Annotated in this window: 19 protein-coding genes and 1 pseudogene; 12 read left to right on the top strand and 8 right to left on the bottom strand. The window is 73.5% G+C overall.

Annotated elements, in window-relative coordinates; all coding sequences use genetic code 11:
- Window positions 1-29 precede the first annotated feature (29 nt).
- The 7 genes from ACZ6IM_RS09430 to ACZ6IM_RS09400 all read right to left on the bottom strand — a co-directional run bounded on the left by ACZ6IM_RS09430 (window position 30) and on the right by ACZ6IM_RS09400 (window position 6,146).
- Window positions 30-695: an ABC transporter permease gene (locus ACZ6IM_RS09430; protein WP_052837425.1), complete on the bottom strand. Its 666-nt coding sequence runs from the start codon at window positions 693-695 to the stop codon at window positions 30-32.
- Window positions 692-1,393: an ABC transporter permease gene (locus ACZ6IM_RS09425; RefSeq protein ID WP_052837424.1), complete on the bottom strand. Its 702-nt coding sequence runs from the start codon at window positions 1,391-1,393 to the stop codon at window positions 692-694. Before ACZ6IM_RS09425 ends, ACZ6IM_RS09430 begins: the two co-directional genes overlap by 4 nt.
- Window positions 1,390-2,547, bottom strand: coding sequence for an ABC transporter ATP-binding protein (locus ACZ6IM_RS09420; protein WP_052837423.1), 1,158 nt, complete (start codon window positions 2,545-2,547; stop codon window positions 1,390-1,392). Before ACZ6IM_RS09420 ends, ACZ6IM_RS09425 begins: the two co-directional genes overlap by 4 nt.
- Before the next feature lie 227 nt (window positions 2,548-2,774).
- Window positions 2,775-3,182, bottom strand: coding sequence for a peptide-methionine (R)-S-oxide reductase MsrB (msrB, locus tag ACZ6IM_RS09415; protein ID WP_052837422.1), 408 nt, complete (start codon window positions 3,180-3,182; stop codon window positions 2,775-2,777).
- A 14-nt stretch (window positions 3,183-3,196) separates the two neighbouring features.
- Window positions 3,197-4,594, bottom strand: coding sequence for a UDP-N-acetylmuramate--L-alanine ligase (gene murC / locus ACZ6IM_RS09410; RefSeq protein ID WP_052837421.1), 1,398 nt, complete (start codon window positions 4,592-4,594; stop codon window positions 3,197-3,199).
- 63 nt (window positions 4,595-4,657) lie between these two features.
- The gene (locus ACZ6IM_RS09405) at window positions 4,658-5,131 is read right to left on the bottom strand and encodes an indole-3-glycerol phosphate synthase (RefSeq protein ID WP_469555498.1); all 474 of its coding nucleotides are present in this window, start codon (window positions 5,129-5,131) and stop codon (window positions 4,658-4,660) included.
- A gap of 217 nt (window positions 5,132-5,348) precedes the next feature.
- The gene (locus ACZ6IM_RS09400; RefSeq protein WP_052837419.1) at window positions 5,349-6,146 is read right to left on the bottom strand and encodes a pyrimidine reductase family protein; all 798 of its coding nucleotides are present in this window, start codon (window positions 6,144-6,146) and stop codon (window positions 5,349-5,351) included.
- A gap of 260 nt (window positions 6,147-6,406) precedes the next feature.
- On the opposite strand from ACZ6IM_RS09400, the gene zapE reads away from it, so the two are divergent.
- The 9 genes from zapE (at window position 6,407) to ACZ6IM_RS09355 (ending at window position 15,474) form a co-directional block, all read left to right on the top strand.
- On the top strand, window positions 6,407-7,519 hold the full coding sequence (zapE, locus tag ACZ6IM_RS09395) for a cell division protein ZapE (RefSeq protein ID WP_469555496.1): 1,113 nt from the start codon (window positions 6,407-6,409) through the stop codon (window positions 7,517-7,519).
- A 195-nt stretch (window positions 7,520-7,714) separates the two neighbouring features.
- A complete protein-coding gene (locus ACZ6IM_RS09390) occupies window positions 7,715-8,116 on the top strand; it encodes a hypothetical protein (protein ID WP_052837417.1) in 402 nt (133 codons plus the stop codon).
- A gap of 78 nt (window positions 8,117-8,194) precedes the next feature.
- Window positions 8,195-8,776 carry a carbonic anhydrase gene (locus tag ACZ6IM_RS09385; RefSeq protein ID WP_052837416.1) on the top strand — a complete coding sequence of 194 codons (582 nt, stop codon included), beginning with the start codon at window positions 8,195-8,197 and terminating at the stop codon, window positions 8,774-8,776.
- An 8-nt stretch (window positions 8,777-8,784) separates the two neighbouring features.
- Window positions 8,785-10,281 carry a SulP family inorganic anion transporter gene (locus ACZ6IM_RS09380; protein ID WP_469555492.1) on the top strand — a complete coding sequence of 499 codons (1,497 nt, stop codon included), beginning with the start codon at window positions 8,785-8,787 and terminating at the stop codon, window positions 10,279-10,281.
- A gap of 109 nt (window positions 10,282-10,390) precedes the next feature.
- Window positions 10,391-11,167 carry a slipin family protein gene (locus ACZ6IM_RS09375; protein WP_052837415.1) on the top strand — a complete coding sequence of 259 codons (777 nt, stop codon included), beginning with the start codon at window positions 10,391-10,393 and terminating at the stop codon, window positions 11,165-11,167.
- Window positions 11,168-11,256: 89 nt separating this feature from the next.
- Entirely contained in the window at window positions 11,257-12,654 is a 1,398-nt protein-coding gene (locus ACZ6IM_RS09370; RefSeq protein WP_469555489.1) for a PhoX family protein, read from the top strand.
- A gap of 69 nt (window positions 12,655-12,723) precedes the next feature.
- Entirely contained in the window at window positions 12,724-14,247 is a 1,524-nt protein-coding gene (locus ACZ6IM_RS09365) for an FAD-dependent oxidoreductase (RefSeq protein WP_052837413.1), read from the top strand.
- Between the two features lie 89 nt (window positions 14,248-14,336).
- On the top strand, window positions 14,337-15,221 hold the full coding sequence (locus ACZ6IM_RS09360) for a polysaccharide deacetylase family protein (protein WP_469555486.1): 885 nt from the start codon (window positions 14,337-14,339) through the stop codon (window positions 15,219-15,221).
- Window positions 15,222-15,252: 31 nt separating this feature from the next.
- Window positions 15,253-15,474, top strand: coding sequence for a hypothetical protein (locus ACZ6IM_RS09355; protein WP_052837411.1), 222 nt, complete (start codon window positions 15,253-15,255; stop codon window positions 15,472-15,474).
- On the opposite strand, the pseudogene ACZ6IM_RS09350 reads toward ACZ6IM_RS09355, so the two are convergent.
- Window positions 15,466-15,888 (bottom strand): annotated as a pseudogene (locus tag ACZ6IM_RS09350) (hypothetical protein); the annotation flags it as partial. The gene ACZ6IM_RS09355 and the pseudogene ACZ6IM_RS09350 sit on opposite strands and share 9 nt — an antisense overlap.
- Here ACZ6IM_RS09350 and ACZ6IM_RS09345 point away from each other — a divergent pair.
- The 3 genes from ACZ6IM_RS09345 to ACZ6IM_RS09335 all read left to right on the top strand — a co-directional run bounded on the left by ACZ6IM_RS09345 (window position 15,885) and on the right by ACZ6IM_RS09335 (window position 18,987).
- On the top strand, window positions 15,885-16,619 hold the full coding sequence (locus ACZ6IM_RS09345; RefSeq protein WP_052837410.1) for a peptidyl-tRNA hydrolase: 735 nt from the start codon (window positions 15,885-15,887) through the stop codon (window positions 16,617-16,619). The pseudogene ACZ6IM_RS09350 and the gene ACZ6IM_RS09345 overlap by 4 nt on opposite strands.
- A gap of 138 nt (window positions 16,620-16,757) precedes the next feature.
- The gene (locus tag ACZ6IM_RS09340; RefSeq protein ID WP_052837682.1) at window positions 16,758-18,074 is read left to right on the top strand and encodes an MbnB/TglH/ChrH family RiPP precursor modification enzyme; all 1,317 of its coding nucleotides are present in this window, start codon (window positions 16,758-16,760) and stop codon (window positions 18,072-18,074) included.
- A gap of 115 nt (window positions 18,075-18,189) precedes the next feature.
- On the top strand, window positions 18,190-18,987 hold the full coding sequence (locus ACZ6IM_RS09335) for a TIGR04222 domain-containing membrane protein (protein WP_469555483.1): 798 nt from the start codon (window positions 18,190-18,192) through the stop codon (window positions 18,985-18,987).
- Window positions 18,988-18,999: the final 12 nt, after the last annotated feature.

Below are 18,999 nucleotides of genomic sequence, written 5' to 3'. Positions count from 1 at the left end.
GGTTACGGTTTTTTCGCCGCCGTGCGCCGTCAACGTCTGCGCACCCCCGGCGACACGGCCAGCCGCCCGGCCGCCCAGAACACCGCGAGGGTGACGAGCGCCATGAGGGCGACCAGCGTGGCGCCGCCGACCACCTTCTCGTAGTCGCGCTGGTAGAGCCCGTCGATGATGTAGCGGCCGAGCCCGCCGAGGCTGACGTAGGCGGCGATGGTCGCCGTCGACACGACCTGGATGGCGGCCGAGCGCAGCCCGCTGAGGACCAGCGGGAGGGCGACGGGCAGTTCGACCCGGAAGAGGATGCCGGTCTCGTGCATGCCCATGCCGCGCGCGGCGTCCACCGGGGAGGGGTCGACGGAGCGGACGGCCTCGTAGGTGGTCACCAGGATCGGCGGGACGGCGAGCACGACCAGCGGGACCATCACGGGCAGCAGACCGATACCGACACCGACGGCGATCAGCACCAGCAGTCCGAAGCTGGGCAGGGCGCGGGCGGCGGTGGCGACGAAGGCGACGGCGTTGCCACCGCGCCCGGTGTGCCCGGTCAGCAGCCCGGCGGGCAATCCGATGGCGGCGGCGAGGCCGAGGGCCATCAGCGTGTACTGGACGTGTTCCAGCAGGCGGGCGGGGATGCCGTCGTAGCCGTGCCAGTGGGCGCTGTCGCTGAAGAAGGCGTTGACGAAGTGGAGCACGTTCACCGGGCCGCCGCCTCCTCGGGCTCGGGCCGCGCGGCGGCGTCCTTCGGGCGTTGCCGCTTGCCCCGGGGCAGCCACGGGGTCAGCAGGTTCCGGGCCAGGACGAGGAGCGCGTCGCACAGGACGGCCAGTACGGCGGTGGTGAGGACGGAGTTGACCGCCAGTTCGGGCCGGCCGTACTTCTGGGCGTCCGCGAGCAGGTTGCCGAGGGCGCCCTGGTTGCCGATGAGGGCGCCGACGCTGACCAGGGAGATGCTCGCCGACACGGCCACCCGCAGTCCGGCGAGGATCGCGGGCACGGCGATCGGCAGCTGCACCTGGAGGTAGCGCCTGACGGGCCCGAAGCCCATGGCGGTGGACGCGGCCAGGGTCTCCTCGGGCACCGACCGCACGCCGTCGACGATCGCCGGGACGAGCACCACCAGGCTGTACACGGCCAGCGGGATCATCACGGTCATCTCGGTCTGGCCGGTGTAGTCGATGAGGACCACGAAGACGGCCAGCGAGGGGATGGCGTAGAAGACGGTCGTCACCCCGAGCACCGGCGGGTACAGCCAGCGGAAGCGCACGCACAGCTGGGCGAGGGGCAGCGCGGCGAGCAGCCCGGCCAGGACCGGCAGCAGCGCCTCGCGCAGATGCAGGCCGATCAGTCCGAAGTAGGTGTTGTCGAGGTCGCTCGGTATGTCGAAGAAGCCGTTCACGGGGCGACCTTGGTGATGTCGGCGGGCTCCTCGGTCCGGGTGTCGCCGGGGCCCGCCGCGGCGCCGTGGGCGGAGCGGATCGCCTCGCCGATGGTCTGCTGGGAGACGACGCCGGTCACCCGGCCGTCGCCGTCCACGGCGACGGCCCAGCCGGTGGGCGAGAGCACGGCGCAGTCGAGCGCGGCCCGCAGCGAGTCGGTGCCGGGCACGAAGGGCCGCCCGTAGGACAGCAGTCGCCCGGCGGCGAGGTCCCCCGCGGTCGGGCCGCCCGGCTCGGCCCAGCCCAGCGGCCGGTCGTCCGCGTCGGTGACCAGCAGGTGGGTGGCACCGTCGGCGGCGGCGAGCTGCTCGGCGGTGGCGTCGGTGCGCACGACCGGGCCGGTGCTCAGCGCCAGGGCGGCGGAGGAGAAGAAGGAGAGCCGCCGGATGCCGCGGTCGGCACCGAGGAAGTCCTCGACGAAGTCGTCCGCGGGGTCGGACAGCAGCTCGGCGGGCGGCGCGAACTGGGCGAGCCGGCCGCCGGTGCGCATCACCGCGACCATGGTGCCGAGTTTGATGGCCTCGTCGATGTCGTGGGTGACGAAGACGATGGTCTTGCCCAGTTCGTCCTGGATGCGCAGCAGTTCGTCCTGCAGCCCCTTGCGGACGACGGGGTCGACGGCGGAGAACGGCTCGTCCATGAGCAGCACCGGCGGGTCGGCGGCGAGCGCCCGGGCCACGCCGACGCGCTGCTGCTGGCCACCGGAGAGCTGGTACGGATACCGCTTGGCGAGGGAGGTGTCGAGCCCCACCCGTGCCATCAGCTCGGCGGCCCGCTCGCGGGACTTCTGCTTGCCCCAGCCGATCATGCGGGGCACGGTGGCGATGTTGTCGAGGATCGTCCGGTGCTGGAAGAGCCCCGCGTTCTGGATGACGTACCCCATCGACCGGCGCAGCGTGGTGACGGGCTGTTGCTGGAGGTCCTCGCCGTCGAGCAGGATCGTTCCCTCGGAGGGCTCGACCATTCTGTTGATCATCCGCAGGGTGGTCGTCTTGCCGCAGCCCGAGGGACCGACGAGGACCGTGATCGAGCGGTCGGGTATCTCCAGTGACAGCCGGTCGACCGCCACGGTGCCGTCCGGGTACCGCTTGGTGACTGAGTCCATCCGTATCAAAACGCCGAATACCCTTCGGGTCTGGCAGAAGCTGCCCGCTCCGGCCGCGGTCGGTGGGGCCGTCGCCGGTCGAGTGTAGACGGCTGGTCCGCGGGGCCCCCGTTGCTCCGGGGCGACTCCTTCCCGCTGCTCGGGCGTTCACACCGGAAATCCGTCCGACGGACGGCGGCCGGGAGCGACGGTACTCACCGTGACGCTCCCGGCCGCCGTCCGCGGACCCGGCCCGCTCAGCCCGCCTTCGGCTCCAGGCGCAGCGAGATGCTGTTGATGCAGTAGCGCTGGTCGGTCGGGGTCGGGTAGCCCTCGCCCTGGAAGACGTGTCCGAGGTGCGAACCGCAGCGGGCGCAGCGCACCTCGGTGCGCACCATCCCGTGGGAGCGGTCCTCGATCAGCTCGACCGCGTCGGTGTCCTTCGGGTCGTAGAAGGACGGCCAGCCGCAGTGCGACTCGAACTTGGTCGTGGAGGTGAACAGCTCCGCACCGCAGGCGCGGCAGGAGTAGACGCCCTCGGTCTTGGTGTCGGTGTACTCACCGGTGAAGGCCGGCTCCGTGGCGGCCTCGCGCAGCACGGCGTACTCGGCCGGGGCCAGCTCCGCCCGCCACTGCTCGTCCGGCTTCTCGACGTCGTACGACATGAGTCCTCAGCCCCTTACTTCGCCTTGCTCGACAGCTCGTCCAGGATGCGCGGTCCGAGGTCGGTGACATCACCCGCGCCCATGGTGAGAACGAGATCACCGGCCTTCGCCATTCCCGCGACCAGCGCGGGCGCGGCGTCCTTGTCGTGGACCGGCGTGACGTCCGCGCCCGCCGCGCGGGCCGCCTCGATGATCAGCTCGCTGGTGACGCCCGGGACCGGGTCCTCGCGGGCCGGGTAGATGTCGAGCACGACCGAGGCGTCCGCGAGGGACAACGCCTGGCCCATCTCCTTGCCCAGCTCCTGGGTGCGGGAGAAGAGGTGCGGCTGGAAGAGGACCAGGATGCGGGCGTCGCCGACGGCGGCGCGCATGGCCTCCAGGTCGGCCGTCATCTCGGTGGGGTGGTGCGCGTAGGAGTCGACGACCTGCACGCCGGCCGCCTCGCCCTTGAGCTGCAGGCGCCGCTTGACGCCCGTGTAGGCGGCCAGTGCGGGGGCCAGCTCGGCGGCGGGGACGCCGAGGGCCGCGCCCGCGGCGAGGGCGGCGACCGCGTTGTGGGCGTAGTGGCGGCCGGGGACGGACACCGCGAAGGTCAGCTCGGCGCCGTCCATGACGACCGTGACCTCGCTCTTGAGGCCCTGTGGGACGACGGACAGGATGCGCACGTCGGCGTCCTCCGCCTCCCCGTACGTCACCGTCCGCACCGAGCCCGCCAGCCGCCGGGTCAGCTCCCGGGCGCCCTCGTGGTCGGCCGCGATCACCAGGGTGCCGCCGGGGACGATCTTCGCGGCGAAGGTCTCGAAGGACTCGTAGATCTCGTCCATCGAGGCGTAGTTGGCGTGGTGGTCCAGCTCGACGTTGAGGACGATGGCGACCTCGGGGGCGTACTTGTGGAAGCTCCGGTCGCTTTCGTCCGCCTCGGCGACGAAGATCTCGCCGTCGCCGTGCAGGGCGTTGGAGCCGGGCGCGTCCAGGTCGCCGCCGATCGCGTACGACGGGTCCAGGCCCAGCTCGGACAGGGAGACCGCCAGCATGGAGGTGGTGGTGGTCTTGCCGTGGGTGCCGGCCACGGCGATCGGGCGCAGGCCGTTCATCAGGGCGGCGAGGGCGTCGGAGCGGTGCACGACCGGGATGCCCAGCTCGGCGGCGCGGGCCAGCTCCGGATTGTCCTCGCGGATCGCCGAGGAGACCACCACGCAGCTCGCGTCGTCGGCGAGGTGCTCCGCCGCGTGCCCGATGTGCACCGTGGCGCCCAGGGCGCGCAGCGCCTCGGCGGTCGCGGACTCCTTGGCGTCGCTGCCCGCCACCGCGGCGCCGCGCTGGGCGAGGATCTTGGCGATGCCCGACATTCCGGCGCCGCCGATGCCGATGAAGTGCGGTCGGTCCATGGCGGTAGGAAGGCCGGGTGCCATGCGCTGTTCTCCCAGGGTGATCCGTCGGTGGGCGCGCCCCCTCGGCGGGGGCGCGGCACCAGCCTATGCCTTGCTGTGCGAGAAGAGTTTCAGGACGGGGACGCCGACCTTGTGCCGGGCCCGGGAGGCCCAGTCCCGGTGGAAGAACTCCTCCACGTAGTGGGGGTCGGTCAGGACGATCACCTCGTCGGCCGCGACCTCCATGACCACGGCCTTGAGCTCGTCCAGCGGGTGGTCCTCGATCAGCCGTCCCTCGGCCTGGGCGCCGGACGCGCGCAGGGCCGTGAGGGACACCTCCAGGGCCCGCTCCCCGACGCTCTGCGCCTCCTGGCCCTCCGGGGTCTCCCCCTCGCGTACGGCGTCGTCGAGCTCGCCGAGCGCGACGTCGTCGATGGCCCGCAGCAGCCGGTCCGCCTGATCGCCGCGCGGCTGGAGCAGCACGTGGAAGCCGACCTGCTCGTCCCCGTGCAAGGTGGTGACGAACTCCACGTCGGCGGACGTCAGGGCCTTCTCGATCATCAAAACGCTTGTGAACACCAGGCGCCCCTTCTCCTTCGAGGGCCCGTGGGCCCACCCTCCGTAGGCCGTACCAGACCCTGCGGAAACCATCCTGCCCCGTGATCGCACGGGTACTGCCGGATTCAGTGTGCCCGGCGCGGGCTAAACGGAACGGGAGATTCCGCTGATTCCCGGCTGCGCGGTAACGACCGGACCCCTGTTCGGCCGCCGCCGTCCGCGCCTGCCCGGGATCGCCCTAGTCACGCCGGTAACGACTGAAGAGGAAACCTTCCTCCTCCAGCAGGGACGCCAGTACGAACCGCCGTGGGACCTCGACCGCCGGTCCGCCCGCGATCCGCTGCGCGTCCCCCGCGGTCAGCATCGGGGAGACGGTCAGGCACAGCTCGTCGAGCACGCCCGCGGTGACGAACTGCCCCAGCAGCCGCGGACCGCCCTCGGTCAGCAGCCGGGTGTGCCCCAGCCCGGCGAGTGCCGCGAGGGCGCGGGCCGGGTCCACGCCGACGCCGTCGCCCGCGATCACCACCCGGGCCCCGGCCTTCTCGGCGGCCGCGATCCGGTCCGGGGCGGCGGCGGCTCCGGTCAGGACCAGGGTGGGCACGAGCGGGGAGGTGAACAGCGGCAGGGAGAAGTCCAGCTCCAGGCTCGCGCTGACCACCGCGATCGCCGGCACGGGCGCCTGACCGGCCGACCGCCGCGCCTCGGCGAAGTCAGCCCGCGCGCGTGCCGGGCGGTACCCCTCCTGCCGTACGGTCTCGGCACCGGCGATCACCACGTCCGCCAGGGCCCGCAGGGTGCCGAAGACCCGCATGTCGGCCGCGCTGGAGATGGGCTGGGAGCGGCCGTCGTGCTGGGCGGCGCCGTCGAGGGTGGAGACCATGTTGGCCCGCAGCCACGTCCGCCGGTGCCCGTCCGGCTCGGGGTACGCGTAGGCGGCGGCCAGCTCGGCCAGGCTCCACTCCCGGTCGGTCTCAAAGCCGCCGCCCGGATCGACGGTCGGATCGGTCGCGGGGGACACGGGGAACAGGCGTCGCATGGGGTGCAGTGTTCCACGCAGCCGCCGGCCCAACCGCGCAGGCCGGAGCCCCGCACCCGCCCACCGCACCCACGGCGCCGATCCCGCGCCGGACCACGGTCGGCGCCCGGTTCCCACACCCCCGCGGCGTCCCTCCGCATACCGGGGGCGCCCCCTTCGCACCGGCCCCCGCATCCGCACGGCCCGCCGCGCCACACCTCCCGGAGACCGCCGACCGGCCGACGACGAGGCGTGCCGGGCAGGCCCTACCATTGAGTACCGTGTCGTCCTCCTCCCCCGCCTCCGTGCCCGCCCCGATAACCGGGTCGGCTCCGGCCACGGTCTCCCTGTGCGCCCGCGAGCCCCGTGTCCCCGCGGACCGTCTGGTCGCCGAGATGGTGCCCCCGCCCCGTTTCGACTCCGTCCGCTTCGGCACGTACATCCCGGACCCGAACCAGCCCAGCCAGAGCGAGGCCGTCCGGGTGCTGGAGGACTTCGCGGGCGGACTCGGCGAGGCGCCCGGCGCGGCCACCGGCAGGCGCGGTTTCTTCGGGCTGGGCCGCGGCAAGGCGCCGAAGACCCCGGCCGGACCCCGCGGCGTGTACCTCGACGGCGGCTACGGCGTCGGCAAGACCCACCTGCTGGCCTCCCTGTGGCACGCCACTCCCGCCGAGCCCTCCCGCAAGGCCTTCGGCACCTTCGTGGAGCTGACCAACCTCGTCGGCGCCCTCGGCTTCCAGCAGACCGTGCAGACGCTGTCCGGGCACCGTCTGCTGTGCATCGACGAGTTCGAGCTCGACGACCCCGGCGACACCGTCCTCGTCTCCAGCCTGCTCGCCCGGCTGGTGGAGGCCGGCGTGGCGCTCGCCGCCACCTCCAACACGCTGCCGGGCAAGCTCGGCGAAGGCCGGTTCGCGGCGGCCGACTTCCTGCGCGAGATCCAGGGCCTGTCCGCCCACTTCCGCGCCCTGCGCATCGACGGCGAGGACTACCGCCACCGCGGCCTGCCCGAGGCCCCGGCGCCGTACTCCGACGAGCAGGTGACCCGTACGGCGCGGGCCACCGAGGGTGCTTCCCTGGACGACTTCCCCGCCCTCCTCGACCACCTCGCCCGCGTCCACCCCAGCCGTTACGGCGCCCTGACCGACGGCCTGACGGCCGTGTGCCTCACCGGGGTCCGCCCGGTGCCGGACCAGTCGACGGCGCTGCGGCTCGTGGTGCTCGCGGACCGGCTCTACGACCGCGAGGTGCCCGTCCTGGCCTCCGGGCTGCCCTTCGACCGGCTGTTCAGCGAGGAGATGCTGAAGGGCGGCTACCGCAAGAAGTACTTCCGGGCGATCTCCCGGCTCACCGCGCTGGCCCGGGACGCCGGACGCCTGGTCGACACGCCCTGAGGGCGGCCGAGGCGGCCCATTCCCGCCAACCCACCCGCCAATTTCAGGCTCTCTTCGGCTCGTAACGCCACGTTAACCCTGCAAAGCGCTTTGCAGGGTTAACGTGTTTCTTGACCACGCATTGACCATGCGTTGACCTTGCTTTGACCGTGCACCGGCGCACGCCACCGCCGTGAACTGCCTGGAGGGGGGCGTATGTCACGAGCCACGACGGCCCGGACCGCGCTTGCGCTCCTCGCCGCCGTCCTGCTCGTCCTGACGGTCTTCGCACCCGCCCCACCCTTCGCATCCGCGCATACGAGCCGTGATGCCGTGGCCAACACCCACTCCGGAACCACCCACTCCGGCACTGCCGCATACGACGAGACCGTCACCTGCCACGACACCGGCCGCCCGGGGAACCCGAACGGTTCCGCGCGCGCCCGTGACCGGCACCGCACCACCACCGCGCCCCAGCCCGACGCCCCCGAGCGCTCGGGCACGCGACAGCGCGGCCCCGCGGCGCCCGCGCCCCTCACGTCCGCCCTGGCGGCCGCGGACCGGCCGAGATCCGCGCCGGACCACTCGCCCGCGGCCCTTCAGGTCTTCCGCTGCTGACGGACCACCGGAACATCCCCCACCTCTGTCCCACCCGTCCGACGCGCCCCCACGGCGCGCCAGGAGGAAAACAGCATCATGCAACCCCTCATCGACAACGCCCGTACGTTCGGACAGCGCCCTGAGGAGTTCGCCGGGCACGCCGAAGGCCAGTCGCCCGAAGTCCTGTTCATCACCTGCTCCGACTCCCGGGTCGTACCGGCCCTGATCACCGGCGCCCGGCCCGGCCAGCTCTTCGAGCTGCGCACCGCGGGCAACATCGTCCCGCCCTACGGTGCCGAGCACCCCTCCGGCGAGGCGGCCACCATCGAGTACGCCGTCGAGGTCCTCGGCGTCACGGACATCGTGGTCTGCGGCCACTCGCACTGCGGCGCCGTCGGCGCGCTGGTGCGCGGCGACGACCTGACCGCCGTACCCGCCGTGCGCGACTGGCTGGCGCACGCGGCCGACGAGCCGAAGCCCTGCGATCCGGCCGACCCGACGGTCGCCGGGGCCGTGCAGCACCACGTACTGGCGCAACTGCTGCGCCTGCGCTCCTACCCCTGCGTCGAGCAGCGGCTGACGGACGGCCGGCTGCGGCTGCACGGCTGGTACTACGAGGTCCACACCGGCCTCGTGCGCCGGCACCGTGCGGACACCGACGCCTTCGAGGCCCTGTGAGCGCCGGCATGAGTTCCATAGCCGGCCAGAACCAGAACCGGAGGTTCCCGCACTGGCGGCAGGACATCACCGCCTCCCTCGTCGTGTTCCTGGTCGCGCTCCCGCTGTGCGTGGGCGTGGCCGTCGCCTCCGGAGTCCCGGCCGAACTCGGCCTGGTCACCGGCATCGTGGGCGGCCTGGTCACCGGATTCCTGCCGGGCAGCAGCCTCCAGGTCTCCGGCCCGGCCGCCGGGCTGACCGTGCTGGTCTTCGGCGCGGTCGACCAGTACGGACTGCCCGCGCTCGGCGTGATCGTGCTCGCCACGGGGCTCATCCAGCTCGTGATGGGCGCCCTGAAGCTGGGGCGCTGGTTCCGGGCGATCTCCCTGTCGGTCGTCGAGGGCATGCTGGCCGGCATCGGCCTGGTGCTCATCGCGGGCCAGCTCTACTCGGCCGCCGGTCTCGAGGCGCCCGCCTCCGGCATCGACAAGCTCACCGGGCTGCCCGGGGCCGCGGCCGACGCGCTGGGCAGCACGGCGGCCATGACCTCGCTCGTCCTCGGCGCGGGCACCGTCGCCGTGATGGTGCTGTGGAAGCGGCTGCCGAAGCGGGCGCAGACCGTGCCGGGGGCGCTGGCCGCGGTCGGTCTGGCCACCGCGGTCACGGCGGCGTTCGGACTGTCGGTCGCGACCGTCGAGGTGAGCGGCCTGCTGGACGTGATCCAGCCGCCCGGCGCCGACGCCTTCGGCGAGCTGGCGAACGTGGGCCTGCTCGGCACGATCGTCGCCTTCACGCTGATCGCCTCGGCGGAGAGCCTGTTCAGCGCCGCGGCGGTGGACCGGCTGCACGACGGACCGCGCACCGAGTACGACAAGGAGCTGATGGCGCAGGGCGCGGGCAACACCGTGTGCGGTGTGCTCGGCGCGCTGCCGATGACCGCGGTCATCGTGCGCAGCTCCGCCAATGTGAGCGCCGGAGCCAGGACCAAGGCGTCCCGGGTGCTGCACGGTGTGTGGCTACTGCTGTTCGCGGCGCTGCTGCCGTCCGTGCTGGCCCTGATCCCGCTGCCCGCGCTGGCGGGCATCCTGGTCCACGCGGGCTGGAAGCTGATCCCGTTCCGCAGCATCGTGCCGCTGTGGCGCGACCACCGGGGCGAGGCGCTGATCCTGGTGGTGACCGCCGTCTCGATCGTCGCGGTCAACATGTTCGAGGGCGTGCTGATCGGTCTGGCCCTGTCCGTGGTCAAGACCGCCTGGGAGGCGTCGCACCTCAAGCTGGAGATCGTCGACAAGGGCGCCGGCCCCGTCCAGGCGCATCTGACCGGCAACGCGACCTTCCTGCGGCTCCCGAAGATCCTGGAGGGCCTGGAGGCGCTGCCGCAGGACCGCCCGGTCGAGCTGGACCTGTCCGGGCTGCACCACCTGGACCACGCCTGCCGCACGGCCCTGGAGAACTGGGCCGAACGGCACAGCGCGACCGGCACGGACCCGGTGAAGGTCACGGAACCGGAGAAGGCGGGGGTGTAGCGGGAAGCCCGTCGCCGGGTCCGGGGCATGGCCCCGGACCCGGCGACGGGCCTATCGTGACAAGAAGGGTGAAAACCGTCCTCCGAGCAGTCCGAGTGAGGAGGTCGCCATGGTCCAGGAGCTTCTGACCGCGGCCGCCGCCGTCGGCAGCGCGGGCGTCCTCTACGTCGCCGCGGCGGCGCGGGTCGTCCGGCAGTACGAACGCGGGGTGGTCTTCCGGCTCGGACGGCTGGCGGGTGAGTCGCGAGGTCCCGGGTTCACGATGATCGTGCCGTTCGTGGACCGGCTGCACAAGGTGAACCTGCAGATCGTGACGCTGCCCGTGCCCGCGCAGGAGGGCATCACCCGTGACAACGTCACCGTGCGGGTGGACGCGGTCGTGTACTTCAAGGTCGTCGACGCGGCCAACGCGCTGGTCCGGGTCGAGGACTACCGCTTCGCCGTCTCGCAGATGGCCCAGACCTCGCTTCGCTCCATCATCGGCAAGAGCGACCTGGACGACCTGCTGTCCGACCGGGAGAAGCTGAACCAGGGGCTGGAGCTGATGATCGACAGCCCCGCGGTCGGCTGGGGCGTGCAGATCGACCGGGTGGAGATCAAGGACGTCTCCCTGCCGGACACCATGAAGCGCTCGATGGCCCGCCAGGCCGAGGCCGACCGGGAGCGGCGCGCCCGGGTGATCAACGCGGACGCCGAACTGCAGGCGTCCAAGGTGCTCGCGGAGGCGGCCCGGGAGATGTCCGAGACGCCCGCGGCCCTGCAACTGCGGCTGCTCCAGACGGTCGTGGCGGTGGCCGCCGAGAAGAATTCCACCTTGGTGCTGCCCTTCCCGGTGGAGCTGCTGCGGTTCCTGGAGAAGGCGCAGGAGCACCCTGCCGAGCGGTGACACGAGCTACACGCGTGGTTCCCGGGACTCCTGGCAGGTGATAGACACGGCGGGTCACAGTCCTGTCCGCCAGCAGGAAGGTTTCCCCCATGTCCACGTCCCACAGCGCGGCGACCCGCCGCCAGGTGCTCGCCCGTACCGGAGCCCTGGGCGCAGGCATCGCCTTCACCGGCGCCCTGTCCGAACTCTTCGCCGGCACCGCCGCCGCCCAGTCCCTGGGCCACACCGGCTACGGCCCGCTGGTCCCCGACCCCGACGGCCTGCTGGACCTGCCCAAGGGCTTCCGCTACCGGGTGCTGTCCCGCGAGGGGGACCGGCTGCGTTCCGGGGAGGGCCCGGTGCCGTCCAACCACGACGGCATGTCCGCCTTCCCCGGGCGTTCCTCCGGCAGACACGGCCGCACCACCCACCTCGTCCGCAACCACGAGAACCGCGCCGACGGCCGCGTCCCCGTCCCGACCGTCAAGGGCCTCACCTACGACCCGGAGGGCAAGGGCGGCTGTACCGCGCTGGAGCTGGACTCCCGCAACCACGTCCTGTCCGAGCGCGTCGCCATCGCCGGTACGGCCGTCAACTGCGCGGGCGGGCCCACGCCCTGGCACACCTGGCTGACCTGCGAGGAGACCGAGGACAGGGCCGGGACCAACGGCTACACCAAGGACCACGGCTTCATCTTCGAGGTCGACCCGGCCGACCCGCACCGCACCGGCGCGGTGCCGCTGACCGCGATGGGCCGCTTCCAGCACGAGGCGATCGCCGTGGACCCGCGGCGCGGGGTCGTCTACGAGACGGAGGACGCCTTCGACCGGCCGTTCGGCCTCTTCTACCGCTTCCTGCCCGAGAAGCCACTGGGCGGCCGGGGATCGCTGCGGGCGGGCGGCAGGCTCCAGGCGATGCGCGTGCCCGGCGTGCCCGACCTGTCGTCGATCCAGGAGACGGGGGCCCACTTCGACGGCATCGAGTGGGTGGACGTGCCCGACCCGCTGGCCGACGGGACGCCCATCCGCTTCCAGGACTTCGGCCGGGGCGGCATCACCCACGCCCAGAAGCTGGAGGGCTGCTACTGGGGCGGGCGGAGCGTGTACTTCGTGTCGTCCTTCGCGCGCAGCGACGAGGGCTCGGCCGCCGACCACTTCGGCCAGATCTGGCGCTACGACCCCGAGCGGCGCCGGCTCACCCTGGTGATCGTCTTCGGCCCGGACACCGACGTGCGGCTGCCGGGCGAGTCCCCGGACAACATCTGCCTGGCGCCCAGCGGCGGCCTCATGGTCTGCGAGGACGGCAACGGCGCGCAGCACGTCTTCGGCGTGACCCGGCGCGGTGAGGTGTACGCCATGGCCCGCGGCGCGCAGAACATCGGCACGGAGGAGGAGCCCGAGTGGGGTGAGTTCGCCGGCGTCACCTTCTCCCCCGACGGCGACACGATGTACGTCAACTGCTACACGCCCGGCACCACCTTCGCGGTGACCGGGCCCTGGCGCAGGTAGCGGCCGGGCTCCCCAGGCGGGGCGCGCCGCCCGGTCACTGAAGCCGCGGCCACGGGGTACCCGGGCCGCATGACTCAGAACGTGCAGGTCAACGGCTCGTACTGGCTTCAGACGGCACCGGGCGGCGCGCCCCGTCCCGCACTCGCGGAGGACCTCGACGTCGACGTCGCCGTGATCGGCGCCGGTGTCGCCGGGCTCAGCACGGCGTGGGAGCTGGCGCGGACCGGGCGGAGCGTGGCGGTCCTGGAGGCCGGGCGGGTCGCCACCGGTGTCACCGGGTACACCAGCGCCAAGCTGACCGTCCAGCACACCCTGGTCTACGACAGGCTGCGTCGCACCCGCGGCCCCGAGGGCGCCCGCCTGTACGCCCGCTCGCAGTCCGAGGCGATCGAGCGCGCCGCCGGCATCGCCGCCGAGCTGGGCATCGACTGCGACTGGGAGACGCGCGACGCGTACACCTACGTCCGCGATCCGGGCCGCGTCGACGAGGTACGGGCGGAGGCGGCCGCAGCGAAGGAGGCGGGGCTGCCGGCGTCGTTCGTGACGGAGACCGGGCTGCCGTTCCCGGTGGCGGGCGCCGTGAAGGTGACCGGGCAGGCCCAGTTCCATCCCCTGAAGTACCTGCGGGCGCTCGCCGCGGACCTGGAGGCGCGGGGCGGGCGGATCTTCGAGGACACCACCGTCCAGGGCCTGGACGAGGGCGGGCCGTGCCGGGTGAGGACCGAGGCGGGAGCGACGGTCACCGCCCGGGACGTCGTGGTCGCCACGCACTACCCCGTCTTCGACCGGGCGCTGCTCTTCGCCCGCCTCTCCCCGCGCCGCGAGCTGGTCGTCGCCGGGACGATCGAGGCGGACCGCGACGTCGACGGCATGTACATCACGCCGGAGGAGAACACCCGCTCGGTGCGTACGGCGCCCCTGGACGACGCGGGCCGCCGCCTGCTCGTCGTCACCGGGGAGCACTTCACCCCCGGCACGGGCGACACCCGCGAGCGCTTCGAGCGCCTGGCCTCCTGGGCGGACGAGCACTTCCCCGGCGTCGACCGCACCCACGCCTGGGCCACGCAGGACATCGACCCCACCGACACCGTGCCGATGGTCGGCCCGCTGCACCCGGGCGCGCACCACACCTACGTGGCCACCGGCTTCGGCGGCTGGGGACTGAGCGGCGGCATGATGGCGGGCCGGCTGCTCACCGCGCAGATCACCGGCGAGGAGTGCGCGTGGAGCGGGCTGTACGACCCGCGCCGGCTGCGCACGGCGGTGCGTGAGGCGCCGGCGCTGCTCAAGACCCAGGCCGAGGTGGCCAGGCACTTCGTCGGCGACCGGCTGCGGCCCGCGCCGCCGGTGGAGTCGCTGCCGCCGGGCGAGGGCGCGGTGGTCCGGGCGGGCGGCGACCGGCTCGCGGTCTACCGCGACGAGGAGGGCACCCTGCACGCCGTTTCGCCGCGCTGCACCCACCTGGGCTGCCTGGTCGACTTCAACGCGGCCGAGCGCGCCTGGGAGTGTCCCTGCCACGGCTCCCGCTTCGCCACGGACGGCACGGTGCTGGAGGGCCCGGCGACCAAGCCGCTGGAGCAGCGGGACATCTGACGCCCGGGGGCTGAGCCGGGCGGGTGACCGGTCGGCACGTCACCCCACATAGTCCTATAAACAGAACATCTCACTCCTAGGTTCGTACGGTGATCACTCTCGTACGACGCGCAGCCGCGCTCTGTGTCCTGGGCGCCGCCCTCGCCGCCTGCGGCACCACCGGGGCCGAGCAGACCCCCCGTCCGGCACCCTCGGCCCCCGCTCCGTCCCCCTCCCCCTCCCTCTCCTCCTCCGGGACGCCGACCCTCGCCCCCGGGCCGGCGGGCCTCACCCCCGTCTTCGAGCACGGCCCGCGCACGGACGGCACGAGGGACGGCGCGGGGGACGACAAGCTGGTCGCCCTCACCTTCGACGCCGACATGACCGCCGACCAGGGGCCGCGGGCGGCGTCGGGCGAACGGTTCGACAACCCCGAGCTGATCGCGACGCTGCGGAAGCTGAAGGTGCCGGCCACGGTGTTCATGACCGGCCGCTGGGCCGAGGAGTACCCGGACGAGGCCCGCTCCATCGGCCGGGACCCGCGGTTCGAGATCGCCAACCACTCCTACAGCCACTACGCCTACACCGACGACTGCTACGGCCTGCCGACCGTTTCCGAGGACGGTATGCGCTCGGACCTGGAGCGGGCGTACACCGCGTTCGGGAAGGCCGGGGTGCCGAACCCGATGCCGTACTTCCGCTTCCCCGGCGGCTGCTACGACAAGGCGGCCCTCAAGGAGCTGTCGGCCACCGGAGTCACCGCCGTGCAGTGGGACGTGGTCAGCGGGGACGCCTTCGCCACGGACGCCGACGCGGTGACCCGGCAGGTGCTCGACGGGGTGCGGCCGGGTTCGGTCGTCGTCATGCACTGCACGCGCAGCGCCGCTCCGGTGACCGAGGAGGTGGTACGGGCCGTGGTGCCCGAGCTGCGCCGCCGGGGCTACCGCTTCGTGAAGGTCTCGGAGCTGATCGGCGCCGCGAACGGGAGCCGCTGACGGGCACCGCCGACGTGCCTAGGCTGGACCCATGAGCAGCGACCACGACCAAGACCCCGACGGCTCCGGCTGCGACCCCGGCGGCTACTCCCTGATCGACGCGGCGCCCCGCCCGCCCAGGGCCGACGGCCCGCCGTACGCGGACTGCGTCATGTGCCGGGAACCAACGGAGTACCCGGAGTCGTACAAGGGCGTCACACTCTGCCCGGTCTGCGAGTGGCAGGAGGCGCAGCGCACCGCCTGCTCAGGCTGATGACCTGCGCGAACTCAGCGCACAGGCCACGGCGGTCGCGGCCACCGCGATGACCGCCGCCCCGGCCAGCGGCAGCAGCGGCAGCGGGACCGCGCCCGACCTCGACCCGGAGACCAGGTTGCCGACCGCAGCCCGCGCCGGGGACCCCGACGCCACCAGCGCCGGCACGGCCGCCAGCAGCAGGGCGGGGACCGCGCGACCGGGCGAGCGCAGCACCGGCCAGGCGGTGAGCGCGCCGACGGCGGTGCCGAGCAGGGCGCACACCGGCGCGGCGAGCAGCCCGGCACCGGCCGCCGGGAGCGGGGGCACGCGCGTTCCGCGACCGGTGCTCACGGGGTCGCTGATCAACGTCACGACGCCGGTCCCGACCGCGGCGAGGCCGGGGCCGGAGGCTTGGCAGACTGTAGGACGTGAGCAACGATCCGACGACGCCCGTCCCCGCCCCCGTCCCCGACAGCCCCTTCCGCCCCGAGCCCGGCGACCGCGACCTCGCGCCGCAGTTCGTGCTGCCGCTGGTCGTGCGCATCGAGCGGGCGGCGCCCCCGCCCCGTACCGACGCGCTGGAGACCGCGGCCCGGGCGGTGCTGGTGATGCTCGCCGACGAGCGGTCGGCCGGTGACGGCCAGTGGGCGCGGGCGATGCGGGACTGGCAGGACGCCCGCATCCGCAAGGTCGTGCGGCGGGCCCGCGGCGCCGAGTGGCGGCGGGCCGAGGCGCTGCCCGGCATCACGGTCACCGGCAAGACGGCCGAGGTGCGGGTCTTCCCGCCCGTTCCGCTGGACGGCTGGCCCAAGGACCTGGCCCGCCTCCAGGTCTCCGGCACCGACCTCGACGACCCCGAGCCGCCGGTCGACGCCGATCTCTCCGCGCCGGTGCTCTGGCTCAATCCCGACCTGGACATGTCGGCGGGCAAGGCGATGGCCCAGGCGGGCCACGGTGCGCAGCTCGCCTGGTGGGAGCTGTCCGACGCCGAGCGCGCGGCCTGGCGCGACGCGGGCTTCCCGCTGTCGGTACGCACCGCGGACCCGGCCCGCTGGACCGGCCTGACCACCGCCGGCCTCCCGGTGGTGCGCGACGCCGGCTTCACGGAAATCGCCCCGGGTTCGTGCACGGTGGTGGCGGACCACCCGGCGCTGCGGCGGTAGCACCCGCGTGGCGCGGAGGCCCCGGCCCGGCCGCGAACCTCAGATGTTGCTCTGAACAAGCCCCGCCGGGGGTTCGGCCCGCGCCGGGTGGGCGATACCCCCGACATGTGCGCAGGAGGGGAGGCAACCATGCAGCGCATGGCGCGGCTGGGCACCGGTATCGGATGGCGGCCGGAGATCGCGGATGTCGTCGAGGGGATGCCCGGCATCGACTGGGTCGAGGCCGTGTCCGAGAACCTGTGTCCCGGGCATCTGCCCGACTCGCTGCTGCGGCTGCGCGAGCGCGGCGTGACCGTCGTGCCGCACGGGGTCTCGCTGGGGCTCGGCGGCGCGGACCGACCGGACGCGGGGCGGCTGGCGGCCCTGGCCGAGCGCGCCGAGGTCCTGGGGTCGCCGCTGGTCACCGAGCACATCGCGTTCGTCCGGGCGGGCGGGGCGCCGACCGCCTCACCGCTCATCGAGGCGGGGCACCTGCTGCCCGTTCCCCGCACCCGGGACGCCCTCGACGTGCTGTGCGAGAACGTGCGCATCGCCCAGGACGCGCTGCCCGTGCCGCTCGCCGTGGAGAACATCGCCGCGCTCGTCTCGTGGCCGGACGAGGAACTGACGGAGGGGCAGTTCCTGTACGAACTGGCCGACCGGACCGGCGTGCGGCTGCTGATCGACGTGGCGAACCTGCACACCAACCACGTCAACCTGGGCGAGGACCCGGCCCGGGCGCTCGGCGAACTCCCCCTGGAGGCCATCGCGTACGTCCATGTCGCGGGCGGCTTCGAACGGGACGGCGTCTGGCACGACAGCCACGCCCACCCCGTGCCGCGCCCGGTGCTGGACATCCTGACCGACCTCGCCTCGCGGGTCGCACCGCCGGGCGTCCTGCTGGAGCGGGACGAGAACTTCCCCGACGGCGACGAGTTGCGGGGTGAGGTGGAGGCGATCCGCGTCGCCGTGGAGAAGGGGCGGGCGGCGGCCACCGGGACGGGAGCGGCCGCCCGCGCCTCGCGTACCGGTACCGCTTCGGGCTCCGGCGCCGACGACGCCGTACGGCAGCGGCTCGGGCTGGCGCAGGCCGCGCTGCTGTCCGCGCTGGTCGCGGGGACACCGGTGCCCGAGGGGTTCGACCGGGTGCGGCTGGGGGTGCAGGCGCGGGCGCTGGCCGGGAAGCGGGCCGACGTGGTCGGCAAGGTCGCGCCCGAGCTGCCGGTGATCCTGGGCGCGCGGTACCGGCCGGTCTTCCTCGCCTACGCGCAGGGCCGCCCGATGACCGGCGGCTACCGGCGGGACGCCCTCGACTTCGTCGCGCACGTGTTGCGGACGGCGCCCGGGGACGCGGCCCCGGGTGTGCGGCGGGAGTTGCGGCAGTGGTGGCTGGAGCGGTCGGGACCGGTGCCGCGGTCGGCGCGTCCCGGGGCCCGGCTGGCCCGTGTGACCAGGCGCGTTCTGCTGCGCCGCTGAACCGGGCCGGTGTCGGGGGACATCGCCGAGCGGAACGTCACATACCCACAACACTGCGTCCCGGAATGTGAAAAGGGCATGGCGCCGGCGAAAGCCTTTGGCATAGAAGTACGGCATGTTCTGGGTCCTTTTCCTCCTGTCGGCCTGGGCCGTCGCCGGCCTCGCGTGCCTGCGGCTGTGCCTGGCCGCCGTGCGCGCGGCGGCCGTCGAACCGCGCACCGTCGTCCGTGAGCACACGCTGACGCTGTACGAGGCGGCGTTCCTGTCCGGCGGTCCGCGGCGGGTGGCGGACCTGACACTGGTCTCCATGGCGCGCCAGCGGCGGCTGCTGCTCGCCCACACCGGCTGGGCGACGGTCGTCGACCCGTGCGGCCGGGACGACATGGAGCGGTCGGTCATCGGGGCGATAGGGCCCGGGGGACAGTCCCGGATAGCACCGGTACGGGCCGCCGCGGCCGCCGCCGACGCGGTACGGAGCCTGGCCGACCGGCTGGTCGGAGCGGGCCTCGCCGTACCCGACGGCGGCACCGGAGGCGTCGCGGCCGGGGTGCGGCGGGTGCGGGCCGCCGCGGTGACCGTGTGCGCGCTCGGCCTGGTCGCCCTGGCGCTGCCGTTGCCCGCCACGGAGCCGCGTCTGCTCATCGCCCTCTGGTTCGCGCTGCCGCTCGCCCTGACCCTGGGGTGCCTCGCCATCACCCGGATGGAGATCCACCCGTACGCGCGCTGGGCCTCCCCCGCCGGGCAGCGGCTGGTCGGCGCCCTGGTCCGGCAGGCCGACGGCACGGCCGACGACCGGACCTTCCTCACCTCGGTCGCCGTGCGCGGCGTCCACGCGATCGGCGAGCCGGACCTGCGTGCGGCCTTCGCCCACCGTGAGAAGTACGCCGGGGACCACTGGGAGCACCGGGCCTGAGCGCGCCGGGGG

The sequence above is a fragment of the Streptomyces sp. NPDC042336 genome (assembly GCF_055581985.1).
This window is presented reverse-complemented; position numbering and strand designations above follow the sequence as displayed.